Origin of the sequence: Apibacter sp. B3919 (assembly GCF_026537405.1) — a bacterium.
Taxonomy (GTDB): Bacteria; Bacteroidota; Bacteroidia; order Flavobacteriales; family Weeksellaceae; genus Apibacter.
Map to the genome: position 1 here is coordinate 431,952 of NZ_JAFNMG010000002.1, position 25,813 is coordinate 457,764.

Consider the following 25,813-nt stretch of genomic DNA (forward strand, 5'->3'; position numbering starts at 1 on the left):
AAAGTTTAGGCTTATTAATAAAATTTGTGATTGTATGTTTGGATAATTGAGAGCCAATGACGGGAATTGAACCCGTGACCTCGTCCTTACCAAGGAAGCGCTCTACCCCTGAGCTACATCGGCTGTTAAAAAATTGAGCGGAAGACGAGGGTCGAACTCGCGACATTCAGCTTGGAAGGCTGACGCTCTACCAACTGAGCTACTTCCGCTTATTTTTTGATTACCTTTGTAATTCGGTTGCAAAGGTAGAAATTTTTTTTGAATTACAAAATTTTTTTTAATTTTTTTTGTGGGGAGAGGAGGATTCGAACCTCCGAAGGTAAAAACCAACAGATTTACAGTCTGTCCTCGTTGGCCGCTTGAGTATCTCCCCTTCAAAAACGAGCCGGTAGAGGGATTCGAACCCACGACCCCGAGATTACAAATCACGTGCTCTGGCCAACTGAGCTATACCGGCATTAAATTTTTTATTTCAAAGAAAATATTTCGTTATTTTTCTAAGATCATTATCTTCGTCTAACGGATTGCAAAGGTAGATAAATTTTTAATATTTCCAAATTTTTATGAAAAAAAAATATGATTTTTTACCTACATTTTTTCTTTCCTTTTGAGTATCATCTTTTTAGCGGCTTCACAGGCTAAGTCAATACTTTCTTCAAATGTAGGGGACGTTTTTTTAGCTACTAATTCATCACCGGGAACTTCTAAAACGATTTCCGTAGTCTTATTTTCTTTATTTCCAACGTTTTCCAATTTTAGGAATATATTAGCATTGATTATTTTGTCGTAATATTGATCTAATTTTAAAACTTTTTTATTTAAAAATGCCAATAGGGTGTCTTGTGCATTAAAATTTACTGCTTGTACGTTAATTTTCATCTTTTTTATTTTTAAGCCCAAAAGGATGGGACCGGTTGAATACTTTTTTTAAATCTTCTATAGTATTATGAGTATAAACCTGTGTAGCTGCTAAACTACTGTGACCCAGTAATTCTTTTATGGAATTGATTTCAGCTCCGTTGTGTAAGAGATGACTTGCAAAGGTATGACGGAGCATATGCGGACTTTTTTTATCCTTAGTAGTTACCATGCTAACATATCTATGAATCAGGTTATATACATACTTTTCACTTAAAATTTTACCGTTTTTATTGGTAAATAAATATTCATAAGGTATACCAAAATTGATTTTATAGGCTAGAAATGCATTTATTTGCTCTGTTAATTTTTGAGTTATAGGAATTAATCTTTCTTTATTTCTTTTTCCTGTAACTCTAATCGCGTGATTTTTTAAATCGATTGTTGAAGTTTTAAGTTGCAGAAGCTCCATTCTTCTGATACCTGTTTGATAAAATATCTCAAAAATGAGATGGTTTCTAAGAGTTTCAAAGGAATCTGAATTATCTTTTCCTGCCTCACAAGAATTTATATAAGTTTCGATGGAATAAATTTCATCTTCAGTGTAAGGGAGTAGAACTTTTTTCTTTTGTTTAAGATTTTTTAAGTGTATGGTTGGATTTATATCCAAATAACTAATTTTAAGCAAAAATTTAAAAAAGCTTCTTATAGAAGAAATTTTTCTATTGATGGATTTTTCCGATAAATTTTTATTGGATAGATAAATAATGAAATTCCTTAGTTGTTTGGCAGTGGCATGTTCTGCATCAGAAATGCTTTCAGATTCTATAAGAAAGCTTTGAAGATCCAGCAAATCTCTTTCATAACTTTGTATGGTAAGAGAAGAGTAATGTTTCTCTAAGGTAAGGTATTCAAGAAATTTTTGTAACATATAAAAAGCCTACTTTTCAAAATTAAAAATAATTTCGAAAAATAGGCTAATATTTTATAGAAAAAGTTTCTTATGCTTCTTCTTGACTTTGCAATCTTTGTTTGTAAGCTGCTCTAATTACCTGTTGTCTTTTAGTGACAGAAGGCTTAATAAACTGTTGTCTTTTTCTTAATTCTTTAACAACACCGGTTTTATCGTATTTTCTTTTATATTTTTTTAGAGCTTTATCAATAGACTCTCCATCTTTTACTGGAATAATTAACATAATAACATCTCTTTTTTGTTCTTCATTTATTTTCGAAGTGCAAATATATGAAGATAATTTGCAAACGCAAATTTATTTTTAATATCAACGAAAGATTCGGTTGAATTATTAGATATATTTTGTTTTTCCTGATAGAGGTATATAACAGTTATAGGGTAATATCTCATTTTTTATAGTAAATTTGAACGTTGAATATAAATATCTAACCAAGTATATATATGAAATCTCAAGAAGATGTTTTAAAAAAGGTAGTTGCCCATGCCAAGGAATATGGGTTTGTTTTTCCTTCCAGTGAAGTTTATGACGGATTATCAGCCATTTACGATTACGGTCAAAATGGTGTTGAATTAAAAAACAATATTAAACAGTATTGGTGGAAAGCAATGGTGCAGTTGAATGAAAATATTTTGGGATTGGATTCTGCTATATTTATGCATCCTACTATTTGGAAGGCTTCCGGTCATGTTGATGCGTTTAATGATCCGTTAATTGACAATAAAGACAGTAAAAAGAGATTTCGTGCGGATGTTTTAGTGGAAGATTTTGCGGAGAAATTTGAAGATAAAGCCAAAAAAGAAATTGAAAAAGCAAGAAAACGATTCGGAGAAGCTTTTGATTTGGAACAGTTTGAGACTACTAATTCTAAAGTTTTAGAATATAGAAAGCAAAAAGCAGATATCTTACAAAGATTAGCTAAATCTTTGGAAACTAATTTAGCAGATACTAAAGCTTTAATCGAAGAACTGGAAATTGGTGATCCCGAAACAGGTTCCAAAAACTGGACAGAAGTTCGTCAGTTTAATTTAATGTTTGGGACAAAATTAGGCTCTACTGCTGATTCTGCTACCGATTTATATTTAAGACCTGAAACGGCACAAGGAATTTTTGTAAATTACCTAAATGTTCAAAAGACAGGAAGAAAAAAATTACCTTTTGGAATTGCACAAATTGGTAAAGCGTTTAGAAATGAAATTGTGGCAAGACAATTCATTTTTAGGATGAGAGAGTTTGAACAGATGGAAATGCAATTTTTTGTTCCTCCGGGCACAGAATTGTCTTATTTTAAAGAATGGAAAGAAAAACGTTTAAATTGGCATTTAGCTTTAGGATTGGGAAAAGATAACTATAGATTTCACGATCATGAAAAGTTAGCGCATTACGCAAACGCTGCCACTGATATTGAATTTAATTTTCCATTCGGATTTAAAGAATTGGAAGGTATCCATTCCAGAACTGATTTTGATTTATCGGCACATGAAAAATATTCCGGTAAAAAACTTCAATATTTCGATCCGGAACAAAATAAAAGTTATGTTCCTTATGTAGTGGAAACTTCTATTGGATTAGACCGAATGTTTTTAGCTCTTTTATCTAAATGTTTAAAAGACGAAACATTGGAAGATGGCTCATCAAGAGTTGTTTTAAGTTTGCCTCCTGCTTTAGCGCCTAATAAAGTTGCTATATTTCCATTACTTAAAAAAGATGGATTGCCGGAATATGCAGAAAAGATTTTCAATGATTTGAAATTTGATTATAATGTAATGTATGAAGATAAAGATGCCATTGGTAAACGATATAGAAGACAAGATGCTATCGGTACTCCTTACTGTATTACCGTTGACCATGACACGCTTTCCGATCATACTGTTACTATAAGAAACAGAGATACTATGAAACAGGAAAGAGTTTCAGTAGATTCCTTACGAACTATTTTAGGAGAGAATGTTGAATTAAAATCTCTTTTAAAGAAAATATAACCATAATATGCTTCCGTTACTAACGGGACATATACTTATTCCTATCTTTTACTATTTTCAATTATAAATTAATTTTATAATATAGGGAGATAGGAATATTTATTTATACGTATCTCATTCTTACTTATTAAATCACTAACATAAATTCGACGGATTTCATACATTTACAATTATGAAAGATTATACATATACTTATAAAATTTCAGCAGATGATTATCTTACTCATCAGCTTTTTAGTGCTTCGATGAATGAAATAGTAAAACAACAAAGGAAAAAAGGGCTACTTTTATGGACTTCCGCTTTTTTTGTACTTGCTGTAATTTTTGTTTTTTTAAAAAACTATGCATTAGCAGCTTATTTTGGAGTATTTGGAATTGGTTTTATATTTATTTATCCGATTTATTCTCGTTGGATATATAAAAGATTTTATAAACGTTTTGTTTATCGAAATTTTAATAAAACACAATTAGAGACCATTGGACTTACTTTTACAACGGATGATATAATCCTTTCCAACGGTGAAAATGAAGGAAAAATTCCTATTTCCAATATAGAACTAATCTATGAAATTCCCTCGCATTTTTTTATAAAATTAGATAGGGGAAGAAATATTATTATTCCAAAATCTCAAATTGAGGCTAAAGACTCACTTACTAAAAATCTTACTGATTTAGCAGAATTAAAATCGATTCCGTATAAAAGAATGTTGGATTGGAAATGGAAATAATTTCGATCAAGACCTTTTACTGTTTAACTATATTTAATACATTATGTAAAGGTATAGGCTAAGTAATTTTAAATTTATAAAATTGTTTAGGTGAGATGTATAAATTGAATGTATATTTTTTATCTTTGAATTCCAACCTAGTAGAAAAATAAATCATGAATAATTTCGATATAGTAATCATTGGATCGGGGCCCGGGGGGTATGTATCAGCCATTCGTTGTGCACAATTAGGATTTAAAACTGCATTGGTAGAAAAATATTCCCATTTAGGAGGCACCTGTTTACATTTGGGATGTATTCCTTCCAAATCCTTGTTAGATGCTTCCGAGCTTTATGATAAAGCTTTACACCAATTTAAAGACTTCGGAATTGAAATTACTAAGCCAACGATTGATTTTAGCAGAATGATTCAACGGAAAAATGAAGTCGTTGAACAAACAAGTAAGGGAATCGATTATTTAATGGATAAAAATAAGATTACGGTTTTTCATGGTATGGGTACTTTTAAGTCTTCCAATCAATTGGAAGTTAAAGATGAGAAAGGAAATATAAAAAACCTGGAAGCTCGATATTTCATTATAGCCACCGGTTCTAAACCTGCAAACCTTCCGTTTGCTCCCGCAGATAAAGAACGTTTGATCACTTCAACAGAGGCATTAAATCTTAAAGAAATACCTAAGCATTTATTGGTTATCGGGGGAGGAGTTATCGGATTAGAACTAGGATCTGTATACAAAAGGTTGGGAGCAGAAGTGACCGTCATAGAATTTTTAGACCGGTTAATTCCTACAATGGATGGCGATTTATCTAAGGAATTACTGAAAGTGTTAAAAAAACAAGGAATGAAATTTTCTTTATCCACTCAAGTTACCAAGATAGAACGTAAGGGAGATAAAATATTTGTTCAAGCAGTGGAAAAGAATGGTAAGGAAATCAGGTTTGAGGGTGATTATTGTTTAGTCGCTGTCGGAAGAAAACCCTATACTGAAAATCTTGGATTGGAAAAGGCAGGTATTGAATTGGATGATCAAGGAAGAATAAAAGTAAATGAACATTTGCAAACGAATATTCCGAATATTTATGCTATAGGAGATGTGGTTCGTGGACCTATGTTGGCACACAAGGCGGAAGAAGAAGGAGTTTTAGTTGCCGAACAGTTAGCAGGACAAAAACCTCATATAGATTATAATCTTATACCCGCTGTGGTATATACCTGGCCGGAAGTTGCAGGAGTAGGAAAAACAGAAGAACAATTGTTAGAGGAGGGGCGTAGTTACAAAATAGGACAATTTCCCATTCGTGCATTAGGAAGGGCTCGAGCAAGTGGCGATACGGACGGATTTGTAAAAATATTGGCTGATGAGGCAACCGATGAAGTATTGGGAATTCATATGATAGCCGCTCGTGCCGCCGATTTAATTGCGGATGCCGTGACTTTATTAGAATATCGAGCATCTGCTGAAGATATAGCTAGAATGAGCCATGCACATCCTACGTATGCTGAAGCTATAAAAGAGGCTGCCTTAGAAGCTACCGAAAAAAGAGCAATTCACAGTTAAAATAGTTATAACATTAGATTAAAAAAACACTTTCAGTATTTGAGAGTGTTTTTTTATTTTTAATCAATTCAGTTAAATAAAACATATGATTTGAAAAAAATCAGTAAAATAAAAAAAGAGATTTTAACACTAAAACCTCTTTAAACTATTATCTAAATTGAAATCCGTTATTTATTCAATAACTTTTCCAATAATTCATCTTTTTCTTTCAGCATGCGCTCATATAAAGCCTCCTTTTCATTATAGAGCTCTACAATTTTATCAATAGGATTGAAAGTACAATTTATTGGATTATTTAAAAATGAACTTTCTACTTTATCATTAAAAGTGTTGATATAATTAAAAGTTGCTTCATCATTCATGTTTTTAATAGCATCAATCGGAACATTAAGAGTTTTGGCTACTTTTTTTAGTGTAGAATCATCGATAAATTCTTTTTGCTCAAGTTCAGAAACGGATTGTTGGGTAATATCCAAATCAATAGCGATCGCCTCTTGTTTTATTCCTAACATTTCGCGCAATCGTTTGATATTTCTACCATGATGTGTTTTTTGAGGAGCAATATCTAATTTCATTCTTTGTTACTATTTATTTATTGTATACAAAAATACTAAAAATACGGCTAAAAGCGACGAATTTGTGAAATACATCTCAATAATTGTATTATACAAGTAAGTACTTGTAAAATACCATATCAATAATGAGCTAATTTTGACAGTATAATAACAAATGAGAATGACAAATACTAAAGATTTTTGGCTTGATAAAGCACGTCATTATTTACAATCTGCTCCGGCAACAGAGGATCTTGAATCGGGATTTGTGTTTGAAAATTATGTGCAGTTGGGAGCTTTGCTTTACTCCATTATTCATATTTCACAAAAATCGTTGTTTTTTAAAGAAGAAAAATTAGAAGAAGAGGTGCGTACAGATATATATAATCTATTGGATATAGCTAAAAAATTAATTCCACGTTCCGAATTGGAATTTTTGGATGAAATTAGAAAGGAAATAGCGTAATATCTAGTTATTGTTAGTTTTAAAAAACCGGAATGATTTTTAAAATCATTCCGGTTTGATATATGTAAAATTTCAAAATGAAAAATTATTTATTTTTATAAAAGTTATATACTACCTGAGAAATATTGGCAATCATTCGAGCATTGGTTTTATCATCTTCTTTGGAATCTTTAATAAATACTGCAATAGAATATTGTTTCCCATTGGGTAAATAAACAAAACCGATGTCATTATCGGCGGCTTTTAAACCTTCCAAATTTCGGGAAGAACTGCCGGATTTATGTCCAATTAAAACTTTTTTAGGTAAAAGAGCTTTTAACTTATCCGAACCTGTTTCAGATTCTGTCATTGCTTGGAATAAGAAATCTTTATAGTTTTTACAAAAGATGTCTTTATTTATAAAAATATCCAATAAACGAGCAGCTTCCAACGGAGTCGTCCAATTTATATATTGGTTATTAAAATCTTTGCTCATTTCCTCTTCGGTTGCTTGAATGGAAAAATTTTTACTTCCTAGTGTACGTAAATACAGATCTGTCATTTTAGTACCACTCATATAATAATATAAAGCATCAGAGGCGTTGTTGTCACTTTTGGAAACCGTATAATTTAACAAATCGCCAATAGGAATAGTAAAATTACCTTCCGGGTACTCTTTTGCTAAAGGACTGTAAGTATCTTTTTTTATGTCTGATTTTTTCAGATATAAATTAGATTCCAAAGAAAGTAAATTTTTGTTCATGTAGTCCAACAAAGCAAGTGCTTGATGAAATTTGAAAACGCTCATCGCCGGATACTCCATATCGTTATTGACTGTTAAGGTATCTTTTCCGTCGAAAATTACGGCCACTCCCACAGTGGCTTTCTTATTCTTAGTAATGGAATGAATTTTTTTTTCTAAACTTTGCATTTGCGCTTGTAGAACACAAAAAGGCATTGAAAGAAAAAATAGTAATTTAAAATATTTCATAAGATAAAGTTAAATGCAATTTTTTAAATAAAGAAATTATTTTTTATTTCATTAATAAAATTTATTTCTTAATTGCTTTCTTTTCTCTAACTAATGCATTTTTTTTATCTTTATATGTTCTTTCAAGTTCGTTTTTTTGAATTTTTATTTCATTTTTGCTTAATTGACGGTTATTTTCAATTCTTTCTTTATCTCTTTTATATCTTTCTTCTAATTGATCAATTTTAGCGTCTAATTCTTTTTTCTTTTTGTCGGCAAGCTCTGAGTGGTGATCGTATGCATGATCATGAGAGTTCGAGTAATTTAAATTATCTTGTTTTTGTTGAAGTGAAAGTTCACGTTTTTTTTGTGCTTTTTCGTATCCGGATAAATTTTGATTTTTGCCTATCTCTTTATATTGTCTGCCGTATTCTTTATTCATTTCTTTTCTTCCGGATTGAGCAAAGGCAGAAGTAGACAGCATTACTAGAAATGCTAAGGTTAAAAACTTGTTCATTATTATTTTGGTTTTATTAAATTAATTAACAAATAAAACCAATCTAAAAATATGCCAGTTTTAAAAGCTTTTATGTGTTTAATTACTAGCTACATAACTGTAATTTCGTAAATCATTTGAGGTAAAATTAATTAAAATTAAGATAAAAATTCTTCAATTTCATCAATAGATAAATTTTTCTGATCGCCCGTTTTTATATTTTTAAGTGTTACTGTATTCGTATTAATTTCATCTTCTCCATAAAAGGCTACAAAAGATATTTCCTTTTTTTCTGCGTAGCTGAATTGTTTTTGAAGTTTAGATTTTTCAGGATATAAATCACAAGCAATGTTTTTACTTCTAAGTTCTTTAATTAGTTTCAATGCTTGAAGACATTCATTTTCACCGAAATTGAAAAAGAGAATTTGTTTTTGATGTAATGTAGCCTCAGGGAAAAGATTAAGTTCTTCCATAACCAAATATATTCGGTCTAATCCGAAAGAAATACCTACTCCCGGCATGTTTTTAACGCCGAATATTTCGGTGAGATTGTCATATCGTCCACCTCCGCCAATTGATCCCATGGAGATATTTTTAGCTTTCACTTCATAAATAGTTCCGGTATAATAATCCAAACCTCGCGCTAGGGTCAAGTTGAAAACCATTTCCGCAGAGTTAAGACCAATTTCTTTTACCCGATTGTAAATAAATTCCATCTCTTGAATACCTTCTTGCCCTATTTCAATATCTATGAGTATATCTTTCAGTTGCGAAATTTTTTCTTCAAAAGTTCCCGAAAGTTCAATAATCGGAATAAGTTTTTGTAAAGAATCTTGTCCAATGCCTTTAGTTGACATTTCTTCTAAAACTTTATCTAAACCAATTTTGTCTAACTTGTCCAAAGCAACGGTAAAATCGATTAATTGATTTTCGATAGATGCATATTGAGCAATAGCTGCCAATAACTTTCGGTTGTTTATATGAATTTCAATAGGAATATGTAAATCCGAAAAAGCCGAATCATATAATAAAGTAAGATTTACTTCATGCCACAAACTGGCTGAACCAACGATATCGGCATCGCACTGATAAAATTCACGATATCGTCCTTTTTGAGGTCGATCTGCTCTCCACACCGGTTGTATTTGGTATCTTTTGAAAGGTAGGGGAAGTTGCCCGTGATTCATGGCAACGTAACGTGCAAAAGGTACGGTAAGATCATACCGCAAAGCTTTTTCTGAAATAGAACCGATTATATTTTTGGAACTCCATTGAGACATATCCGGATTCTTTTTTTTCGCTTCAGCTAGAAAATCACCGCTGTTTAATATTTTAAAAATTAAACGATCTCCTTCTTCTCCATATTTACCGGTCAATGTATCTAAATTTTCAAAAGAAGGAGTTTCCAACGGTTGAAAGCAAAATTTTTCAAAATTGGATTGTAACTTAGTAATTATGTATCTTCTCTTTTGTAATTCTTTAGCGGTAAAATCTCTGGTGCCTTTAGGAATTCCGGGTTTCATTTCTTTATGTCTTATTTTGAAAACAAAGGTATAGAAATGTTTTGATTTTTTTTTAGGTAAATAAGGTAAAAAAAGAGCATAAAATATATGCTCCTTTTTTACATGTATGTTGAAATATAAAATTTTTACCTGAAAGGAGAAGTAAGAGGGATTTCGGAATCCGGTTGTTTCGTAATTCGGTTTCGTAAATCTCTACGCGTAATTTCAATTATCCAGGTCCAGAACGCATGTCCGAAAAATTCAGAGAAATGTTCTGCAAAAGGCTGATCCCACGGGGCAGGTACCGTTCCCAGTATTGGCATTATAATAATATGAAACATTATGAAAATAAATATTCCATAGGCAGTTCCCTGCCATAATTTAATTTTAGGATAATATTCTGCAACTATGCAATAGAATATTGCACAGATAATTGAGAAGGAAAAATGAATAATAAAGCTCATGATCGGTCGCGGATTATCATTAAAATAATACATGAGATGGGAGAGGTCATGAGACATTCCCAGTTGTTCCAGGAGGTGTTGTGGTGGATTGGTCATATCTCTTTCGGGAGTACGGGGAGGAAAAGGAACTTCCCAACCGAATTTGATAAAACCTGAAATGATTCCTGAAATGATTCCTACCCATACGGCAACATTTTTCTTAGGATGTAAAGCATTTTTCATAAACAGAATTATATAAATGATTAATTAATTGAAATAATAACACAATTTTTTGATACTGATGTATGCTATCTAAATACATATGTTTAAAGTTATTTTCAAAAAAAATGCCTAAAATTTTACATTTATTCAGTATAATACTAATTTTATTACAATTTTATTTATGAAATTGATAGAATGGTTAAGCAATATTTACTTATTTCTTTATTAACAAAAATTATATCAATTATTCAAATATTCAAAGAACTTTAATTTTAGCTTAAATATATATGGTGTGTATATATAGCCTGTTCACAGGGTTATATATTAAAGTATTGATAATATTAAATTTATTAAATTCGCATTCAAAATTGATTGTATAATGCATATTCCTGATATTCCCAGTTATTTTGCCTTAAAAGCGATTCACATTATTTTTATGGTAAGCTATTTTGCGGGGATTTTTTACTTAATACGTTTATTTGTTTATTTTATAGATACCAATGAAAAACCGGAGCTTGAGCGTGAGATTCTTAGAAAGCAATACATATATATGATTTCTCGTTTATGGGATATCATAACGGTTCCGGCAGGAATTATAATGCTTATTACCGGAACATTAATGATGATTAATACTCGCGGGGATATTACTTTTTACATTTTAAGAGAACCTTGGTTCCATATTAAGCTGGTATTTGTTGGAGCATTGGCTCTATATCATTACTGGAGTTGGAGGTGTATTAGGAGGATAAAGGCCGGAAAATTCATTACAACCTCTATTAAGCTCCGTATGATGAATGAAGTTGCTACTATTATTTTATTTGCCGTAATATTTATAGTTATTTTTAAACAATATTTTATGGGAATGTGGCTAAGCTTATTGATCAGTTTTATTGTTTTAGTTCTTGTAATTATGTTGGTTGTAAAATTAGTTAACAGAAAAAAGAAAAAGTAAGAATCGTATGTTTTCAATTTTTAAAAAAGAACTTTGGGCATATTTTGGAACATTAGGCGCTTATATTGTTTCGGCTGCTTTCTTGTTAATCTGTTCGTTATTTTTATGGTTTTTCGATAATGATTTTAATGTTTTCAATGTAGGATTAGCTACATTAAATAACTTTTTTATACTTGCTCCCTGGGTATTGATGTTCCTATTACCTGCTTTGACAATGAAAAGCATTGCGGAAGAAGAGCAAAACGGTACTTTGGTCTGGTTATTTTCTCAACCATTGTCTGTTTCATCTATTGTTTTAGGTAAATATTGGGCGATTCTAGTTCTAGTCTTATTTTCTTTACTTCCTACTTTTACCTATGTTTATACGATTAATAATTTAAGTATACCGAAAGGAAATATAGATTCAGGAATCATTGTTAGCGGATATATCGGATTACTCTTTTTGTCTATGACCTTTGCTTCAATTGGTATTTTTTGTTCTTCCTTAGTAAAAAATCAGGTATTAGCGTTTGTAACGGGTGTCTTTTTTTGTTTTATTTGTTTTTATGGATTTGAAAATTTGGCATCGTATAATCTGTTAGGAAATTTAGATTATACCCTGCAAAAAATAGGATTTTTTCAACATTATACCAGTTTTACAAAAGGGATCGTTGATACAAGAGATATAGGTTATTTTATCTTTGTAATAGTTGGATTTCTTTTATTATCGATTCGAATAATCAACAGCAAAAAGTAATGAGATATTTAAAAAAGATAAATATTAGCTTAGTATTACTACTTATTGCAGGGCTTATATTGGCTAGTGGTTTTTTTTATAAAAGGTTTGACTTAACTTCGGATAAACGATATACGTTAACTGAAAGTACTCGTCAAATATTAAAAAAAATTGATGAGCCCATGCAGATTGATGTATATTTAGAAGGAGATTTTCCTGCAGATTTTAAACAACTGCAGTCTGAAACCCTCAGTCTGCTGGATGAATTTAAAAGGTTAAATTCCAATATTAATTTTCAATTAATAGATCCAATAAAGGAAAAATTATCACAAGAGACATTAGAAGCTATGGGTATGGCTCCTTCGGCTTTGCGGGTTGAAAAAGATGGAGCATCATCTCAACTAATTTTATTTCCTTATGCAACTATAAAATATAAAGGCAATGGGCAAACAGTACCGTTAATAATTTCACAAGCAGGAATAACAGGAGATGAGCAAATGGCTAAATCTATCGAAAATTTGGAATACGGTTTTATAAGTGCTATTGATAAGTTATCCAATAAACGTTTGAAAAGTGTAGGCATTTTAGTAAATCAAAAAGAACTGAACCGATTGGAAATGTTCAGCCTGGCTAATAGGATTCATCAAAGTTATAACTTCGGACCTATTTTTCCTAAAGATAGTCAGACACTGTCACTTCAGGATTTACCAACTCTTAAGAAATTTGACGCCATACTGATTGCTAAACCAAGAAAGGCTTTTACTGATAAGGAAAAATTAACGATTGACCAATATATCATGAGTGGAGGTAAAACACTATGGGCAATTGATCAAGTTAATGCCGAAATGGATACTTTGCTTAAGTCCAGTAAAATATTGGCTTATCCGTATGATCTTAATTTAACTGATTTATTATTTTCTTACGGAGTAAGGATAAATTCCGGAATTGTTAAGGATATAAAAAATCCTACCTATATAAATTTACAGGTTGGAGAAATACAAGGAAATGCACAAAATGCAAGAGTACCTTGGGTATATTTTCCTATGGGATTATCCTTGAATAATCATCCGATAACCAAAAATATTAATCCGGTATACTTTCAGTTTCCTACTTCCATAGATACCTTAGATACTCCCGGAGTTAAAAAAACAATTCTCTATCAAAGTTCTTCCTATACCGCGCTTCAAGGAGTACCCTCTTATATATCACTTGAAGAAGCAAAGTTATTTGAAAGAGAAAATGTAAATTGGAACGAATACAATAAAGGGCCTAAAATATTGGCAGTTTTGCTTGAAGGGAAATTTACCTCTGCATACAAGGATAGGATAGAGTCTAGTGGAATTAAAAATTTTGTGGACCGGTCAAACAATAATAAGATGATCGTTATATCCGATGGTGACATAGCAAGAAATCAGGTGATAAAAGGTCAACCTTTGCCTTTAGGTTTTGATTATTCAACAGGTATTACTTATGGAAACGAAGAATTTTTAATAAACGCCCTGGACTATTTATTAGATGATCACGGTTTAATGCTTTTAAGAAACAGGACGGTACAAATGAGAATGTTGAATAAGCCTCTAATTGTTCAGGAAAAAACGTATTGGCAATGGTTAAATTTAGGGGTTCCTATCGTTTTAATCAGTATCGTAGGAGGTTCGTTTATATTTGTAAGAAGAAAAAAGTTTAGTAAAAAATAATTATGGCTGTATTATATTTACTTCCTGCCTATTTAGGTGAAACTTCACCCAAAGATATATTTTCTCCGAGAGAAATCGAATTATTACATACGTTAAAATTTTTTGTTGCTGAAAATCAAAAATCGGCCAGAAAATTTATTAAATTTTTATGTCCGGATATAATCCAAAGCGAATTAAGTATTTCAATATTAGATAAAAGAACCACGGAAGAGGAATTGGAATATCTTTCACAGCCTTTGAAAAACGGGGAGGATGTTGGATTAATTTCAGAAGCGGGATTACCTTGCATAGCAGATCCGGGTAATATTTTAGTTTCTTGGTGTCACAGACACGATATTCGAGTAGTTCCTATTACAGGTCCTTCTTCCATCATATTAGCCTTAATAGCCAGTGGCTTAAATGGTCAAAATTTTGCTTTTAACGGTTATCTTCCCATAGATTCTAATGAAAGGAAAAAGACAATAGTAAATCTTGAAAAGGTGAGCAGAAATCAAGGATCAGCGCAAATATTTATGGAAACTCCGTATCGAAATCAAGCGTTATTTGATGACTTGATTAAATACTTAAATCCAAAAACTTCTTTATGTATTGCCACGAATGTTACTCTTCCCAACGAATCTATTAAAACTTTATATTGCAAAGATTGGAAAGCTAAAAAACCAAATTTTCACAAAGAACCCACCATTTTTATAGTACAAGCTTAAATTTTATTTTACACTTTAGCGTGTTTATCTATCTAAAATTGAGGGGTAATAAAAAACGTACTATTTACACTATAAAATAATTTTATTGATAAAACCCTTTATAGAACCATAATTAGATTATTTTTGCATCAAGAAAGTAAGAGATATCTTTAAAAAGATTTTTAATGATCTTTCAAGACATGATTACTTAAATGTAATCGCTTTCTCATTTTTTTGTGGTTTTAGTTTGAGGTCGCTTATGCGACCTTTTTTTATTTAAAACAAAAACAGATGTTTTGAGTTACCAACTATTCTAAAGAATAACCGATAAACTTTTTTGTCAATAAACGAGTTTGATCTTTTTTAAAAACTTTTTTTCTCAACCGGGTAACGGGCAGTAATCCATTTTCATCACTAAGAATAAAAAATTCATCTGCAGATTGAGCTTCGAAAGGAGATATTGGTGCTTCTTTAAAGATGTAATTTGTTTTTTCTCGTAGAAAAAGGATGTAATTTTTCTTTAAAACAGATTGGATGGCACCTTCCGTAGTGGGAGGGGAAACTATCATATTATCTTGAATTAAAAATATATTGCCTAATACAGATCTAGCTATTCTTTTTTCACTATTCAGCAAAATAACGTCCTGTAACTCATTTTCTATTGCATATTGTTCTGCTATGCTATTAAGAGGCTGATAAATTAATAAATCTGACAATAAATTGGGATATATAAGAATTTCTTTATAAACATCAACTTCATTTTCAGTAGTTACAAAGAAATTTTTATGGGGTAAAATTTGTATTATAAATGAAGGGGGATGATTTTGGATATTTCTATAGATTGTTATTTTTACTCTACCTTCTGTGGTGTTTAATTTCTCAGAGAGTATTTTAATTTGATCTTCAAATAATTCCGGAGTAAAAGCTAGAGGTATATCTATCCTCATTTTTCTCATGGATGCCATCAATTGGAAATATACATATTCCCAATAGAGGAGTTTATTTTGAAATAGCCAACAGAAACCGTTTACAAAATCCCCGGAAAAATAATTGTTTTCAGTGTAATTGATTACTAATTGATTTTCTTCAATACATTTTTGATTGAAAATAATTTTCATACTAAATCATTAGTATTTTTTGTGTTAGTGGTTTTTTTTATTGGCCCTAATACGGGGAGTAATTATATTATTTAAGAACCTATAATCTTTTTTAGGTCTTCAATTAAATTTTCCCAATATAATTTTGAGTGTTCTAAATCGCTTTCTTCGGCAAAATCAGTAATTACAAGAGCAACGTCACTGGTTACATCATCAACATGTATGGCAAGTTCCCAAAAATATTTCGTTCCTTCATCTTCTTCCCATCTGAAACGCACAAAAGATTCTTCTTTATATCGTATTAAGTTGGCTGATTCTTCTTGATCACCCCAAACAAAAGTAAATTTATCTCCTCTTTCAATTACGTCATCTGCTAACCACTCACTCATACCTGAAGAAGTTCCAATATATTCAAACAAAAGAGTAGTGGAACATTTCATTGCAAATTCTAATTGGTATTTTATCTTATTCATATTAATATTTAGATTTCAAGTTGCAATATATAAATTTGTTCTATATTTTAAAAATTATATTGCTTAATGAAAAAGTTTTGATTTTATTTCATGGTATTTAAGTTTTGATAGTAATAGTAGAATTTTGCAGTATAAATAAGAAAAAAATAAATCAATTTTATGTTGCATGAATAAAATATTATAATTTCATTAACATTTTTTAGGTTTTTTTAAAATTTTATATATACATTTGTTCCCTAAGAAGTTGTCTTGTTAGAAAATTGAAATTATTAGATATATAGAATAAAATTTTACTCTATTAACTAACAAATATCATAAGTAATGATAAAAAGAACTGACTGTGAATTAGTTCATTCTTATATTAATGGAAATGAAAATGCTCTTAAAACATTGTTGGATAGGCATAAGTTAAAGATATATAATTATATCAATCGAAAGGTTAATAACCCGGAGTTAGCTGAAGATCTATTTCAAGATGTTTTTATAAAAGTTATATTAACTCTTAAGGAGAAAAAATATAACGAAGAGGGGAAGTTTCTACCATGGGTTTTGAGAATTTCACATAATTTAATTATCGATCATTTTAGGGTTTCGAATAAAACGAAAATAATTAATGAATCCAGTGGACAGAATGAGGATTATAATATATTTGATTTTGTAAAAGTATCCGAACTTTCCATAGAGGATTTAATAATAAATGAGCAAATTAACCTGGATCTTAAAAGACTTATAAATGAGCTGTCTGAAGATCAAAAAGAAGTTTTAGAATTACGCTTTTATAAAGGTTTAAGCTTCAAAGAAATTGCAGAAGAAACAAATGTCGGAATTAATACGGCATTAGGTAGAATGAGATATGCAATTTTAAATCTAAGAAAACTAATTGAGACCAAAAATTTAACATTCATTTATAATAATAAAATTTAATTTAATATCGTTATCTATACTATAATAACTAGTAAAGAACAATATTCAATGTATAAAAAATCTATTAATTTGTCAAATGAAAGGAGAGGTCCTTCCGAATATACTATAAATTTAATTCTAAACTTTTCAAAAAGTATAAAAATTATTGAATTAAGTAAAATTAAACAGTCAATAATTTATTGCAATTAAAAGCAGCTGGTAGATATATATAATTTCAAAAATTATATATATCTATTAGTTTTTTACATTAATTTTCTGAAATATCATTATTTTTTTGGAAAAATAACTTAACTACAACAGGAGCGGTGGTTACTATTACCATTACTAATACAATAGTTTCAATATGACGTTTCAAATCAAAATTAAATTCCTTAAGGAATATTTGATAAAGGTAATGTCCTGCAAATAATAAGGAAAAAGACCAAGCCGTTGATCCTAAAACATTATAAAATAAGTATTTACCCTTATTCATTTGAACAATTCCGGCAATTATAGGTGCAAATGTTCTTAAAATAGGTAAAAACCGAGCAAGAATAATTGCTCTTCCCCCATGTTTTTCATAAAATTCTTTTGCTTGGAAAAGATATTTTTTTTTGAATAAAAAGGTATCTTTTTTATTATAAAGATAAGTTCCGCTTTTTTTTCCAAACCAATAACCTATTTCGTTGCCAATTATACCGGCAATTGAAATTAAGCACGATAATAAAAAAACACTTAAAAAATCTGATTCAATATAAAAAATTTCTCGAATTAACTCCTTACTGTATATACCTGAGAGGAATAATAAACTATCTCCGGGAAGGAAAAATCCGGCAAAGAGACCCGTTTCAGCAAAAACTATAAATAAAACTAAATAAATACCGCCTAACTTTATATAAAACTCCGGATTAACTAATTGGCCCCAACTAAAATCATTCATAGGAACAAAGAAAAATTAAATATTAACAGGTGCAAAGATATTAATATTTAATTAAGAAAAATATTGTTATAGGAGTTCGATGATGTGTTAAAAAAATTAACATATTTATAGTTAATGGCTACCCAAAGAAATAATAGGTAATAAAAATTGCCGTAATTACGCCTAATAAATCGGTCAGCAAACCTGCAGAAAGAGAATATCTAATTCTTTTAATACCTACACTTCCAAAATAAAGAGCAACTATATAGAAAGTAGTATCTGCACTTCCCTGAAATATACAGGTAAGTCTTCCTACAAAAGAATCAGCACCATAATTTTGCATGGCCTCAATCATTAATGCACGGCTACCACTCCCACTAAGGGGCTTCATTAAAGCAGTAGGTAGTGCAGGTAAAAAATCGGTATTGATATGTAACGAGGATAAGCAATAAGAAATAGAATTAATTAGATAATCCATTATCCCGCTGGTTCTCAATAAACTGATAGCAGCTAACATGGCTACTAAATAAGGAATTATTTTTACAGATACTCCGAAACCTTCTTTAGCACCTTCAATAAAACTATCAAAAACATTTATTTTTTTTATAAAAGCGCCTGTAATAAATACAACGGGGATTAGTAATAAAAGTACGTTGCTAATCACTCGAGAGGCTGTACCACGCTCAAAATTTATATATTCTTGGTTAGTTTTACGGATCAACTCAGGAGTTATTTTTTTATCTTTTATGTTAATCTCCTTCTGAAATGAATCAGGATATAATTTAACGAAATCTTCTGTAGTTACATTTTCACCGGATACAGTTTGAGGGGTGATATGAGATACATACTCAACAGCATATTTTGTCCGAGAATCTGTGGAATATTTAATGAAGTATGAAAGCCCAAAAATCATTACTAGAGCTCCTAGTAAACCAATCAATATTTGGCGACTAAATAGGTTTAAGCGTTGTTTAATTCCTACTATAATTATACCAAATAAAGTAGTGCAAAAAGTTCCAACAATACACGGTACGAATATATCGGTGGGATCTTGTGCGCCATTTAAATAACGGTAGAGCATAATGGAAGTCGGGATTAATGTTAGTCCCGAGGTATGCAAAACTAAAAACATGATCTGTGCATCCGTTGCAGTATCTTTTTTAGTATTCAGTGTTTGCAAACTGTCCATTGCTTTTAATCCTAAAGGAGTGGCGGCATTATCCAGTCCAAGAAGATTTGCACTAAAATTCATCATCATATTTCCTATTGCAGGATGACCTTTGGGAATGGAAGGAAATAATTTGGAAAAAAAAGGAGATACCAGTTTAGAGAGAAAACGTATAGCACCTGCATTTTCACCAATTTTCATTATTCCTAACCAGAAAGTCATCATTCCTGCCAAAGGCAAAGCTATATCCATTACTGCAACTTTGGTAGTACTAAACAACCCGTCAACCATATGTTTAAAGATTACCGTATCTCCTAAAAACAGGAACTTAAGAATTCCTACAAAGAAAGATAAGATAATAAAGGCAATCCAAATATAATTAAGGGTCATTTATTTGAGGAGATTATAAATTTTTAGGTAATGGATTAAAAAAAGAAAAGCTAATAATTATTAGCTTTTTCTTTGTTATTTATATTTTATTTAACTTCTTTATTCATTAACATGTCAACACAATGTGAAATGGTATTTTTTAAATCTTTTCTGTGTGCTATAATGTCTATAAAGCCTTTTTCTAAAAGGAATTCAGAAGATTGGAAACCAGGAGGTAAATCTTTTCCGATAGTTTCTTTAATTACTCTTGGTCCTGCAAATCCGATTAATGCGCCGGGTTCAGCAATTATAATATCACCGGTAGAACCATATGAAGCGGTTATTCCTCCAAAGGTTGGATCTGTTAGTACAGATATATAAGGAAGTCCGGCATCACTTAATTGAGCTAATTTAGCTTCAACCTTTGCCAATTGCATCAAAGATAGCCCTGCTTCTTGCATTCTAGCACCTCCGGATTGACTTATAATTACATATGGTAATTTATTTTTAATACAGTAATCGATGGCTCTTCTAATTTTTTCTCCAACCGCAGATCCTACAGACCCTCCGATGAAACTAAAGTCCATACAAGAAATATAAATTTCTTTTCCATTTACTTTACCTACCGCATTTCTTATGGCTTCAGTTAAATTAGTTTTAGATTGTGCTTCCTTTAATCGATCTTTATACGGTTTGGAATCGACGAAATTTAATGAATCTTTGCTGTGAACTTTTACGTCAAGTTCTTTAAATTTACCATTATCAAATAAAATTTGGAAATATTGGGAACTACCAATTCTAACATGAAAATCATCTTCCGGACTTACATAGAAATTAGCTGTTAATTGATCAGTTTCAATAATTTTCCCGGATGGAGTTTTATAATATAATCCCTCAGGAACCTCCCTCTTTTCGCTAATGTCAGTACTGATGTTTTTTTTCTGTCTAGTAAACCATCTCATATATTCTGTTTTACATTTAGATTGTAAATATAGGAAAAAATTGTACAAACGGAATTTTATGTTAAAAAATCCTTAATAGGATTAATCAATCGTGTTTATAACTACCGTGTCTTTGCATTTAGTAAATGTAACTTTTAAGCTTTCATAATGAAGGACATAATGAGGACAAGGCAATGCTTTAGCATTACTCATCTTAAAATTTATTTTACCTTTACTAAGAACTGTATCTTTTATAAAATTGAGAGATATTTTTTTTAGTTTAAGACTTTCCAGACTTTGATTTGAAAATTTTAAAGGTTTGGTTTGTATTTCGGCTAAAACCCTGTCATTGGGCAAATATGACCAAGAAAATACCTTATTACCAAATACAAATAATATAAATATAAGACCCATAAAAAAACCCGTAAGATAGAGTCTTAATCTTTTAGAAAATGACATGCTTAAATAATTAGTAAATGAATGTCTTGATACGGCAGGTCGTACCAAGAAGCTATCTGTCTATTTGTTATTCTGCCTTTGTACATATAAATGCCCTGACAAATTCCACGGTTTTTTCTAAACATAGCTTCAAATCCTCCTTGATTGTTCAGATTGAGAAAATAACTTAAAAAGAAATTACTTAAAGCTTTTGAAGCGGTTCTTGCAAATTTAGAAGTGATGTTGGGAACACAATAATGTAGGACTTCATGTTTAATAAAAGCTTCATTTTTAGCATTTATTTCTGAGGTTTCAAAAACTCCTCCGTTATCAATGCTTATATCAATGACAACTGATCCCGGTTTCATTCTTTTAACAGTATTTTCAGGTACAATAATCGGAGCTCTAAGTTCTCCCTTTAAGCAACCAATGGCAACATCGCAGCGAATCAACGCTTTGCTGAGCTCTTTCGGGTCTATCGTAGACGTATATAACCGTCGTCCCAGTAATTCTTGAAATCTTCTAAGTCGAGTAATAGAATTGTCAAACACTTTTACGGTGGCTCCTAACCCTAAAGCCGAACGTGCGGCGCTTTCTCCCACATTTCCTGCTCCTATAATTACTACGTTGGACGGTCTAACACCGGTTATTCCTCCTAGTAAAAGACCATTTCCCCCATGAGTTGAAGACAGTAATTCAGCGGCAATAAGTATGCTGGAAACTCCGGCTATTTCACCAATAAGTCGTACAATGGATAATTCATTATGGCTGTCTCGTATATATTCAAATCCTAAAGCCGTAATCTTTTTTTTAGAAAGTTCTTCGAAATATTCTTTGCATTGAGTATTTATTTGTACAGCAGAAATCAAATAGGAATTTGGCTGCAAGTGCTTTATTTGATCTATGGATAAAGGTTCAACTTTTAAAATGATGGGTTGAGACATAACCTCATTAGGGTCGTATGAAATTTTTGCCCCTGCTTCGGAATATAAAGCATCGGAATAATGAGCCCCTAAACCGGCTCCACTTTCCATTATGATATCAATACCATTAGAGCTTAGAACCGATACAGCATCGGGAGTGAGAGCAATCCTGCTTTCAATCAAATGATCTTCTTTAGGAATACCAATACTGCATTTTCCTCCTTTTTTTATCACTTCAATTCGTTCCTCCAGGGGAATCAACTCTTCTTCGGAAAAAGGTGTATAAATACCCATATTAGTTAAATGTTAAGTGCCTGGTTTGATCCATCAAATTTAATAAAATTTTATGATGTTCAGGTAATTCATTTTCACATATATCCGGCCATTCTATAAAACAATAATTATCGGAATCTATGTATTCATAAAAACCAATATTTATTAATTCTTCCATATATTTAATTCGATATAAATCAAAGTGATAAATTCTACCTGCAGGACACAGGTATTCATTTACTAATGAAAAAGTTGGACTGGTTATGGTATCATGGCATTCAAGTGTTTTGCATAAATATTTTACTAAAGTGGTTTTTCCGGCACCTAGATTTCCCTTAAGTGTAAAAATTTTATATTTTGAATTTGAAATTATTTCTTTAGCAACATCTTCTAAGTCTGAAAATGTATTGATAACATAATCCATATAATTTATTTTTTAAAAAGATTATAAGAATAGTAACTGCAAAGATAAGTAAATAAATATTTTTATATTTGTTATTTAGAATTCTTCAAAAAAAGAAGTATGAAGCTAAGTTATAAATCACTTTCCATATTTATTGGAATTGGGTATTTTATAATAGGAATATTAATTATTGTTTATAAAAAGTTTTTTATTGAATTAGAACCTGAATACTCTTGGATTTTAGGGGGATTATTAATAGTTTACGGATTTTTTAGAGCTTATCGAGCGACTAAATATATTAGACAAAATGAACAATAGATTAATAATCAGCCCCATAGTATTTTTAGCTTTTTTAATTATATGTATTTCGTGCCAAGAAGATATAAAAAAGAAACAAGCGTATAGGCAAGGGAATATAACTTTAGCTATTGATCCGTCACTTATTAATTTAGGCTCTGCTTTAGTTGAAGTTTTTCAATCCTCTTATCCCGAAACAAAAATTTTATTCAAGCCGGAAGTTGAAGATTTAGTGATCGCTTATCTTTTGAACGGTAAGGTTTCCTTAGCAATGACTACCAGAGATTTATCTTCAGAAGAAGCCGGAATTTTATATAATCATACCAATGTTACTTATATTTCAACACAAATAGCGTGTGATGCAACCATTTTTGTTGTGTCAAAAGAAAGTTCCATTAAAGAAATTGACCAAACTTCTTTAAAATCAAATATTATTTCAAATGATAGTAAATTTGTATTTGATGGAGGAAATTCAAGTAATTTTAATAATTTAAAAAAAAAATTAGGGTTTAAACTTGCTAAAAATCAAAAAATTAACTCATTTTCAAATGGAAAAGAGGTAATCCAATTTATTAGTAAAAATAGCTCTCATATAGGAATTATTGGTTTGGATGTATTAAGTGAAGAAAATAGTAATGAAGTTAAGGAGTTCCTTTCAAAAGTGAGAATATTGCCTATAAGAAGAGCGGATGGTAATTTAATAAATCCGACGGTGCCTAATTTGCGTGAAGGTATATACCCTTTCACCAAAAGAGTTTTTCTATTAAATGCTGAAAACAGTTTTAAAATAGGGAGCAGTTTTTCAAGATTTTGTGGCTCTCAGAGAGGACAGCTTATTGTTAAAAGGGCAGGACTTCAACCCTATTATTTGTATGAAAGAAGGATTGAGCTTCATGGAAGATAAATTTTAAAAAATAGTTTAAAAAATAAATAATTTTAATACTATTAGAATACAAATAATAGTTAAAAATAAAATAAAAATAAAAATAAATAAAAATTTAGAATGAATTACGCGAAAAAAGAAATAGGTGCAACATTTGTAATCTCTGCTATGATGTTATCAGGATTTATGAATGCACAAAGTATTCAAGAAGGTATTAAGTATTTAGAAAGCGATCAATATAGCAAGGCTAAAAATACTTTTGAAAAATTAGCAGCTCAATCACCATCAGCAGACAATTATTATTATTTAGGGGCATATTATTTATCAATTTCTAAACCTGATCTAGAAATGGCTTCACAATATTTTAATAAAGGTTTGGCTTTAGATCCAAAATCTGATTTAAACAAAATCGGATTGGCGACAATAAAATTATATCAAGGAAAAAAATCGGAAGCAAATGCAGAATTTGAATCCATCGCCAAAGGATCTAAGTACAAAAATGCGGATGTATTATTTCAAATATCAAAAGCCTATCAATTATTTACCAATAAGCCGGAAAGTACAGATTATGATAAAAGTATCGAATATGGCCAAAAGTTATTAGACTTGGTTAAGAATAAAGATAAGTCCGAATACTATATAGTTTTAGGAAATGCCTATTTTGAAAAAAAAGATCCGGGTAAGGCGGTTTCCAATTATACCAAAGCCTTAGGAATTGCCGCAGATAAATCCATACCTTATGCATTAATAGGAAACATATGGGGGCGAACCAATGGACAAGGAAAATTAGCTGCAGAAAATTTTGACAAGGCCATAGCAGCTAATCCTAATTATCCATTAACATACAAATATTTGTCAGACTTTAATGTGAGAAGTGGTAATTATAATGAAGCTTTTAAAAACTTACAAAAATATATTTCTTTGTCAGGGAACAACGATGCCGAAACTCAATTTGAATTAGCTAAAGTTTCCTATTTTATTAAAGATTATGCAAAGTCTTTAGATTTACTGACTAGAAATTGGAATGATATATCCGATCCGTTAAAATTTAAGTTAAAAGCATTGGATTTAATTGAAAATTCAGATTTTTCCGAAGCCTATAAAAATATAAATCAATATTTACAAACCATTCCTGAATCAAAAAGAGAAGGTTCAGATTATGGAGTTTTAGGAAAAATACAAGCCTCATTACTTAAAACTGCAAACGGTCAAGAAAAAGAGGAATTAACCAAAACCGCGATACTGAATTTAACCAAAGCCATCGGTCATGGAGATAAAACCTATGATTATCAATCTATTCTTTTATCCTTACAACCGGGAGCTAAAACAGAAGCATCTATAACTAATCCTAAAATTGAGGCTTTGAAAAAATCGGTTGCGGCTGATGCTAAAGATACAACTTCATGGTATAATTTAGCTTTAGAACAATACGAAGCTAAAGATTATTTAGGCTCTGTTGCATCATGGGACCAATTGATTTCTCTAATTCCTACCTGGGAAGTAGCTTATGCCGGAAAAGGTATGGCATTATACGCGTATGATTCGAGTGATAAGAGCGGTCTTACAGCTCAAGCCTTCCAAAAATATATTGATATGGTTGAACCGAAGAAAGAATATTCAGCCAATGAAAAAGCCTATTTAGCTATTGCCTATACATTTTTCGCTTATAAAGAATATCATGAAGGAAATAAAGATAAAGCAGAAACTTATTTGAAAAAAACATTATCTGTGGATCCTCAAAATGCAGATGCTTTAAATCTTCAAAAACTTTTACAATAATTTTTACAATTAATAAGATTAAACAGCTATTTCATTTAAATGGAATAGCTTTTTTTATTGCTAAACTTTATAAGTTGTAAAGTTCAAAAAAATTAGAAAATATAAGATTAGAATTAATATCTGAAAAGTAGAGGTTGAATACTTGGTTAGGGTTTAAAATTGACGAATATG

The 25,813-nt window shown here is 30.7% G+C and carries 28 protein-coding genes and 4 tRNA genes; 12 read left to right on the plus strand and 20 right to left on the minus strand.

All coding sequences use genetic code 11. The features are described from left to right. Positions 1-51: 51 nt before the first annotated feature. From J3U20_RS05245 to rpsU, 7 genes are all read right to left on the minus strand, one after another. Positions 52-123 (minus strand) — tRNA-Thr (locus tag J3U20_RS05245). A 13-nt stretch (positions 124-136) separates the two neighbouring features. Next, positions 137-209: transfer RNA gene (locus J3U20_RS05250), tRNA-Gly, on the minus strand. An 81-nt stretch (positions 210-290) separates the two neighbouring features. Beyond that, a tRNA-Tyr gene (locus J3U20_RS05255) sits at positions 291-373 on the minus strand. 10 nt (positions 374-383) lie between these two features. Next, positions 384-457 (minus strand) — tRNA-Thr (locus J3U20_RS05260). 131 nt (positions 458-588) lie between these two features. Further along, positions 589-879: a ribosome hibernation-promoting factor, HPF/YfiA family gene (gene hpf, locus J3U20_RS05265; protein ID WP_105298060.1), complete on the minus strand. Its 291-nt coding sequence runs from the start codon at positions 877-879 to the stop codon at positions 589-591. Then, entirely contained in the window at positions 869-1,789 is a 921-nt protein-coding gene (locus J3U20_RS05270; RefSeq protein ID WP_160541916.1) for a tyrosine-type recombinase/integrase, read from the minus strand. Before J3U20_RS05270 ends, hpf begins: the two co-directional genes overlap by 11 nt. 70 nt (positions 1,790-1,859) lie before the next feature. Next, positions 1,860-2,054, minus strand: coding sequence for a 30S ribosomal protein S21 (gene rpsU, locus J3U20_RS05275; protein ID WP_055425292.1), 195 nt, complete (start codon positions 2,052-2,054; stop codon positions 1,860-1,862). 218 nt (positions 2,055-2,272) lie between these two features. Here rpsU and J3U20_RS05280 point away from each other — a divergent pair, with 218 nt between their 5' ends. The 3 genes from J3U20_RS05280 (at position 2,273) to lpdA (ending at position 6,097) form a co-directional block, all read left to right on the plus strand. Next, complete coding sequence (locus J3U20_RS05280) at positions 2,273-3,811, plus strand: glycine--tRNA ligase (protein WP_160541917.1); 1,539 nt, start codon at positions 2,273-2,275, stop codon at positions 3,809-3,811. A gap of 172 nt (positions 3,812-3,983) precedes the next feature. Continuing rightward, complete coding sequence (locus J3U20_RS05285; protein ID WP_160541918.1) at positions 3,984-4,538, plus strand: YcxB family protein; 555 nt, start codon at positions 3,984-3,986, stop codon at positions 4,536-4,538. 155 nt (positions 4,539-4,693) lie between these two features. Further along, complete coding sequence (gene lpdA, locus J3U20_RS05290) at positions 4,694-6,097, plus strand: dihydrolipoyl dehydrogenase (RefSeq protein ID WP_160541919.1); 1,404 nt, start codon at positions 4,694-4,696, stop codon at positions 6,095-6,097. Positions 6,098-6,264: 167 nt separating this feature from the next. On the opposite strand, the gene J3U20_RS05295 is transcribed toward lpdA, so the two are convergent. Next, a complete protein-coding gene (locus J3U20_RS05295) occupies positions 6,265-6,672 on the minus strand; it encodes a helix-turn-helix domain-containing protein (protein ID WP_105298055.1) in 408 nt (135 codons plus the stop codon). 160 nt (positions 6,673-6,832) lie between these two features. Here J3U20_RS05295 and J3U20_RS05300 point away from each other — a divergent pair, with 160 nt between their 5' ends. Further along, entirely contained in the window at positions 6,833-7,117 is a 285-nt protein-coding gene (locus J3U20_RS05300) for a hypothetical protein (protein WP_160541920.1), read from the plus strand. Between the two features lie 85 nt (positions 7,118-7,202). Here the strand turns inward: J3U20_RS05300 and bla are convergent, their stop codons facing one another. The 4 genes from bla to J3U20_RS05320 all read right to left on the minus strand — a co-directional run bounded on the left by bla (position 7,203) and on the right by J3U20_RS05320 (position 10,750). Continuing rightward, entirely contained in the window at positions 7,203-8,087 is an 885-nt protein-coding gene (bla, locus tag J3U20_RS05305) for a class A beta-lactamase, subclass A2 (protein WP_160541921.1), read from the minus strand. Positions 8,088-8,148: 61 nt separating this feature from the next. After that, positions 8,149-8,583, minus strand: coding sequence for a hypothetical protein (locus tag J3U20_RS05310; RefSeq protein ID WP_160541922.1), 435 nt, complete (start codon positions 8,581-8,583; stop codon positions 8,149-8,151). 137 nt (positions 8,584-8,720) lie between these two features. Next, positions 8,721-10,085, minus strand: a complete 1,365-nt coding sequence (gene hisS, locus J3U20_RS05315; protein ID WP_160541923.1) for a histidine--tRNA ligase — start codon at positions 10,083-10,085, stop codon at positions 8,721-8,723. A 125-nt stretch (positions 10,086-10,210) separates the two neighbouring features. Beyond that, complete coding sequence (locus tag J3U20_RS05320) at positions 10,211-10,750, minus strand: YagU family protein (RefSeq protein WP_160541924.1); 540 nt, start codon at positions 10,748-10,750, stop codon at positions 10,211-10,213. A 358-nt stretch (positions 10,751-11,108) separates the two neighbouring features. Between J3U20_RS05320 and J3U20_RS05325 the strand changes: the two genes are divergently transcribed. Genes J3U20_RS05325 through J3U20_RS05340 form a run of 4 tightly spaced genes read left to right on the plus strand, consistent with a single transcriptional unit; the run spans position 11,109 to position 14,797 of the window. Further along, on the plus strand, positions 11,109-11,681 hold the full coding sequence (locus J3U20_RS05325) for a CopD family protein (protein WP_160541925.1): 573 nt from the start codon (positions 11,109-11,111) through the stop codon (positions 11,679-11,681). A gap of 7 nt (positions 11,682-11,688) precedes the next feature. Continuing rightward, positions 11,689-12,417: an ABC transporter permease subunit gene (locus tag J3U20_RS05330; protein ID WP_160541926.1), complete on the plus strand. Its 729-nt coding sequence runs from the start codon at positions 11,689-11,691 to the stop codon at positions 12,415-12,417. Further along, complete coding sequence (gene gldG, locus J3U20_RS05335) at positions 12,417-14,093, plus strand: gliding motility-associated ABC transporter substrate-binding protein GldG (RefSeq protein ID WP_160541927.1); 1,677 nt, start codon at positions 12,417-12,419, stop codon at positions 14,091-14,093. The genes J3U20_RS05330 and gldG overlap by 1 nt, the downstream gene beginning before the upstream one ends. 2 nt (positions 14,094-14,095) lie before the next feature. Further along, a complete protein-coding gene (locus tag J3U20_RS05340) occupies positions 14,096-14,797 on the plus strand; it encodes an SAM-dependent methyltransferase (protein WP_160541928.1) in 702 nt (233 codons plus the stop codon). 287 nt (positions 14,798-15,084) lie between these two features. Here the strand turns inward: J3U20_RS05340 and J3U20_RS05345 are convergent, their stop codons facing one another. Both J3U20_RS05345 and J3U20_RS05350 read right to left on the minus strand, forming a co-directional pair. Further along, entirely contained in the window at positions 15,085-15,894 is an 810-nt protein-coding gene (locus tag J3U20_RS05345; protein ID WP_160541929.1) for an aminotransferase class IV, read from the minus strand. A 71-nt stretch (positions 15,895-15,965) separates the two neighbouring features. After that, on the minus strand, positions 15,966-16,346 hold the full coding sequence (locus J3U20_RS05350; protein ID WP_105298045.1) for an START-like domain-containing protein: 381 nt from the start codon (positions 16,344-16,346) through the stop codon (positions 15,966-15,968). A gap of 321 nt (positions 16,347-16,667) precedes the next feature. Here J3U20_RS05350 and J3U20_RS05355 point away from each other — a divergent pair, with 321 nt between their 5' ends. Beyond that, complete coding sequence (locus tag J3U20_RS05355; RefSeq protein ID WP_105298044.1) at positions 16,668-17,270, plus strand: RNA polymerase sigma factor; 603 nt, start codon at positions 16,668-16,670, stop codon at positions 17,268-17,270. Positions 17,271-17,517: 247 nt separating this feature from the next. Here J3U20_RS05355 and J3U20_RS05360 read toward each other — a convergent pair whose 3' ends face one another. The 6 genes from J3U20_RS05360 to tsaE form a co-directional block, all read right to left on the minus strand. Continuing rightward, complete coding sequence (locus J3U20_RS05360; RefSeq protein WP_160541930.1) at positions 17,518-18,189, minus strand: DedA family protein; 672 nt, start codon at positions 18,187-18,189, stop codon at positions 17,518-17,520. Between the two features lie 118 nt (positions 18,190-18,307). Continuing rightward, positions 18,308-19,726, minus strand: coding sequence for a nucleoside recognition domain-containing protein (locus J3U20_RS05365; protein WP_221410875.1), 1,419 nt, complete (start codon positions 19,724-19,726; stop codon positions 18,308-18,310). 86 nt (positions 19,727-19,812) lie between these two features. Continuing rightward, complete coding sequence (gene accD / locus J3U20_RS05370) at positions 19,813-20,667, minus strand: acetyl-CoA carboxylase, carboxyltransferase subunit beta (RefSeq protein ID WP_105298041.1); 855 nt, start codon at positions 20,665-20,667, stop codon at positions 19,813-19,815. Positions 20,668-20,748: 81 nt separating this feature from the next. Next, complete coding sequence (locus J3U20_RS05375) at positions 20,749-21,105, minus strand: DUF4258 domain-containing protein (protein ID WP_160541931.1); 357 nt, start codon at positions 21,103-21,105, stop codon at positions 20,749-20,751. 2 nt (positions 21,106-21,107) lie between these two features. Then, positions 21,108-22,301 (minus strand): alanine dehydrogenase, encoded by a 1,194-nt coding sequence (locus J3U20_RS05380; protein WP_160541932.1) that lies wholly within the window; start codon positions 22,299-22,301, stop codon positions 21,108-21,110. A 1-nt stretch (position 22,302) separates the two neighbouring features. After that, the gene (gene tsaE, locus J3U20_RS05385) at positions 22,303-22,704 is read right to left on the minus strand and encodes a tRNA (adenosine(37)-N6)-threonylcarbamoyltransferase complex ATPase subunit type 1 TsaE (protein WP_160541933.1); all 402 of its coding nucleotides are present in this window, start codon (positions 22,702-22,704) and stop codon (positions 22,303-22,305) included. 99 nt (positions 22,705-22,803) lie between these two features. On the opposite strand from tsaE, the gene J3U20_RS05390 reads away from it, so the two are divergent. The 3 genes from J3U20_RS05390 to J3U20_RS05400 all read left to right on the plus strand — a co-directional run bounded on the left by J3U20_RS05390 (position 22,804) and on the right by J3U20_RS05400 (position 25,642). Further along, positions 22,804-23,001 (plus strand): C4-dicarboxylate ABC transporter, encoded by a 198-nt coding sequence (locus J3U20_RS05390; protein ID WP_105298037.1) that lies wholly within the window; start codon positions 22,804-22,806, stop codon positions 22,999-23,001. Beyond that, entirely contained in the window at positions 22,991-23,884 is an 894-nt protein-coding gene (locus J3U20_RS05395) for a PstS family phosphate ABC transporter substrate-binding protein (RefSeq protein ID WP_160541934.1), read from the plus strand. Before J3U20_RS05390 ends, J3U20_RS05395 begins: the two co-directional genes overlap by 11 nt. A 99-nt stretch (positions 23,885-23,983) precedes the next feature. Then, positions 23,984-25,642, plus strand: a complete 1,659-nt coding sequence (locus tag J3U20_RS05400) for a tetratricopeptide repeat protein (RefSeq protein ID WP_160541935.1) — start codon at positions 23,984-23,986, stop codon at positions 25,640-25,642. The last annotated feature ends 171 nt before the right edge of the window (positions 25,643-25,813 follow it).

Bases quoted from the DNA above. Each gene is read 5' to 3' on its own strand.
- hpf (WP_105298060.1), bottom strand. From the start codon at position 879: ATGAAAATTAACGTACAAGCAGTAAATTTTAATGCACAAGACACCCTA.
- J3U20_RS05270 (WP_160541916.1), bottom strand. From the start codon at position 1,789: ATGTTACAAAAATTTCTTGAATACCTTACCTTAGAGAAACATTACTCT.
- rpsU (WP_055425292.1), bottom strand. From the start codon at position 2,054: ATGTTAATTATTCCAGTAAAAGATGGAGAGTCTATTGATAAAGCTCTA.
- J3U20_RS05280 (WP_160541917.1), top strand. From the start codon at position 2,273: ATGAAATCTCAAGAAGATGTTTTAAAAAAGGTAGTTGCCCATGCCAAG.
- J3U20_RS05285 (WP_160541918.1), top strand. From the start codon at position 3,984: ATGAAAGATTATACATATACTTATAAAATTTCAGCAGATGATTATCTT.
- lpdA (WP_160541919.1), top strand. From the start codon at position 4,694: ATGAATAATTTCGATATAGTAATCATTGGATCGGGGCCCGGGGGGTAT.
- J3U20_RS05295 (WP_105298055.1), bottom strand. From the start codon at position 6,672: ATGAAATTAGATATTGCTCCTCAAAAAACACATCATGGTAGAAATATC.
- J3U20_RS05300 (WP_160541920.1), top strand. From the start codon at position 6,833: ATGACAAATACTAAAGATTTTTGGCTTGATAAAGCACGTCATTATTTA.
- bla (WP_160541921.1), bottom strand. From the start codon at position 8,087: ATGAAATATTTTAAATTACTATTTTTTCTTTCAATGCCTTTTTGTGTT.
- J3U20_RS05310 (WP_160541922.1), bottom strand. From the start codon at position 8,583: ATGAACAAGTTTTTAACCTTAGCATTTCTAGTAATGCTGTCTACTTCT.
- hisS (WP_160541923.1), bottom strand. From the start codon at position 10,085: ATGAAACCCGGAATTCCTAAAGGCACCAGAGATTTTACCGCTAAAGAA.
- J3U20_RS05320 (WP_160541924.1), bottom strand. From the start codon at position 10,750: ATGAAAAATGCTTTACATCCTAAGAAAAATGTTGCCGTATGGGTAGGA.
- J3U20_RS05325 (WP_160541925.1), top strand. From the start codon at position 11,109: ATGCATATTCCTGATATTCCCAGTTATTTTGCCTTAAAAGCGATTCAC.
- J3U20_RS05330 (WP_160541926.1), top strand. From the start codon at position 11,689: ATGTTTTCAATTTTTAAAAAAGAACTTTGGGCATATTTTGGAACATTA.
- gldG (WP_160541927.1), top strand. From the start codon at position 12,417: ATGAGATATTTAAAAAAGATAAATATTAGCTTAGTATTACTACTTATT.
- J3U20_RS05340 (WP_160541928.1), top strand. From the start codon at position 14,096: ATGGCTGTATTATATTTACTTCCTGCCTATTTAGGTGAAACTTCACCC.
- J3U20_RS05345 (WP_160541929.1), bottom strand. From the start codon at position 15,894: ATGAAAATTATTTTCAATCAAAAATGTATTGAAGAAAATCAATTAGTA.
- J3U20_RS05350 (WP_105298045.1), bottom strand. From the start codon at position 16,346: ATGAATAAGATAAAATACCAATTAGAATTTGCAATGAAATGTTCCACT.
- J3U20_RS05355 (WP_105298044.1), top strand. From the start codon at position 16,668: ATGATAAAAAGAACTGACTGTGAATTAGTTCATTCTTATATTAATGGA.
- J3U20_RS05360 (WP_160541930.1), bottom strand. From the start codon at position 18,189: ATGAATGATTTTAGTTGGGGCCAATTAGTTAATCCGGAGTTTTATATA.
- J3U20_RS05365 (WP_221410875.1), bottom strand. From the start codon at position 19,726: ATGACCCTTAATTATATTTGGATTGCCTTTATTATCTTATCTTTCTTT.
- accD (WP_105298041.1), bottom strand. From the start codon at position 20,667: ATGAGATGGTTTACTAGACAGAAAAAAAACATCAGTACTGACATTAGC.
- J3U20_RS05375 (WP_160541931.1), bottom strand. From the start codon at position 21,105: ATGTCATTTTCTAAAAGATTAAGACTCTATCTTACGGGTTTTTTTATG.
- J3U20_RS05380 (WP_160541932.1), bottom strand. From the start codon at position 22,301: ATGGGTATTTATACACCTTTTTCCGAAGAAGAGTTGATTCCCCTGGAG.
- tsaE (WP_160541933.1), bottom strand. From the start codon at position 22,704: ATGGATTATGTTATCAATACATTTTCAGACTTAGAAGATGTTGCTAAA.
- J3U20_RS05390 (WP_105298037.1), top strand. From the start codon at position 22,804: ATGAAGCTAAGTTATAAATCACTTTCCATATTTATTGGAATTGGGTAT.
- J3U20_RS05395 (WP_160541934.1), top strand. From the start codon at position 22,991: ATGAACAATAGATTAATAATCAGCCCCATAGTATTTTTAGCTTTTTTA.
- J3U20_RS05400 (WP_160541935.1), top strand. From the start codon at position 23,984: ATGAATTACGCGAAAAAAGAAATAGGTGCAACATTTGTAATCTCTGCT.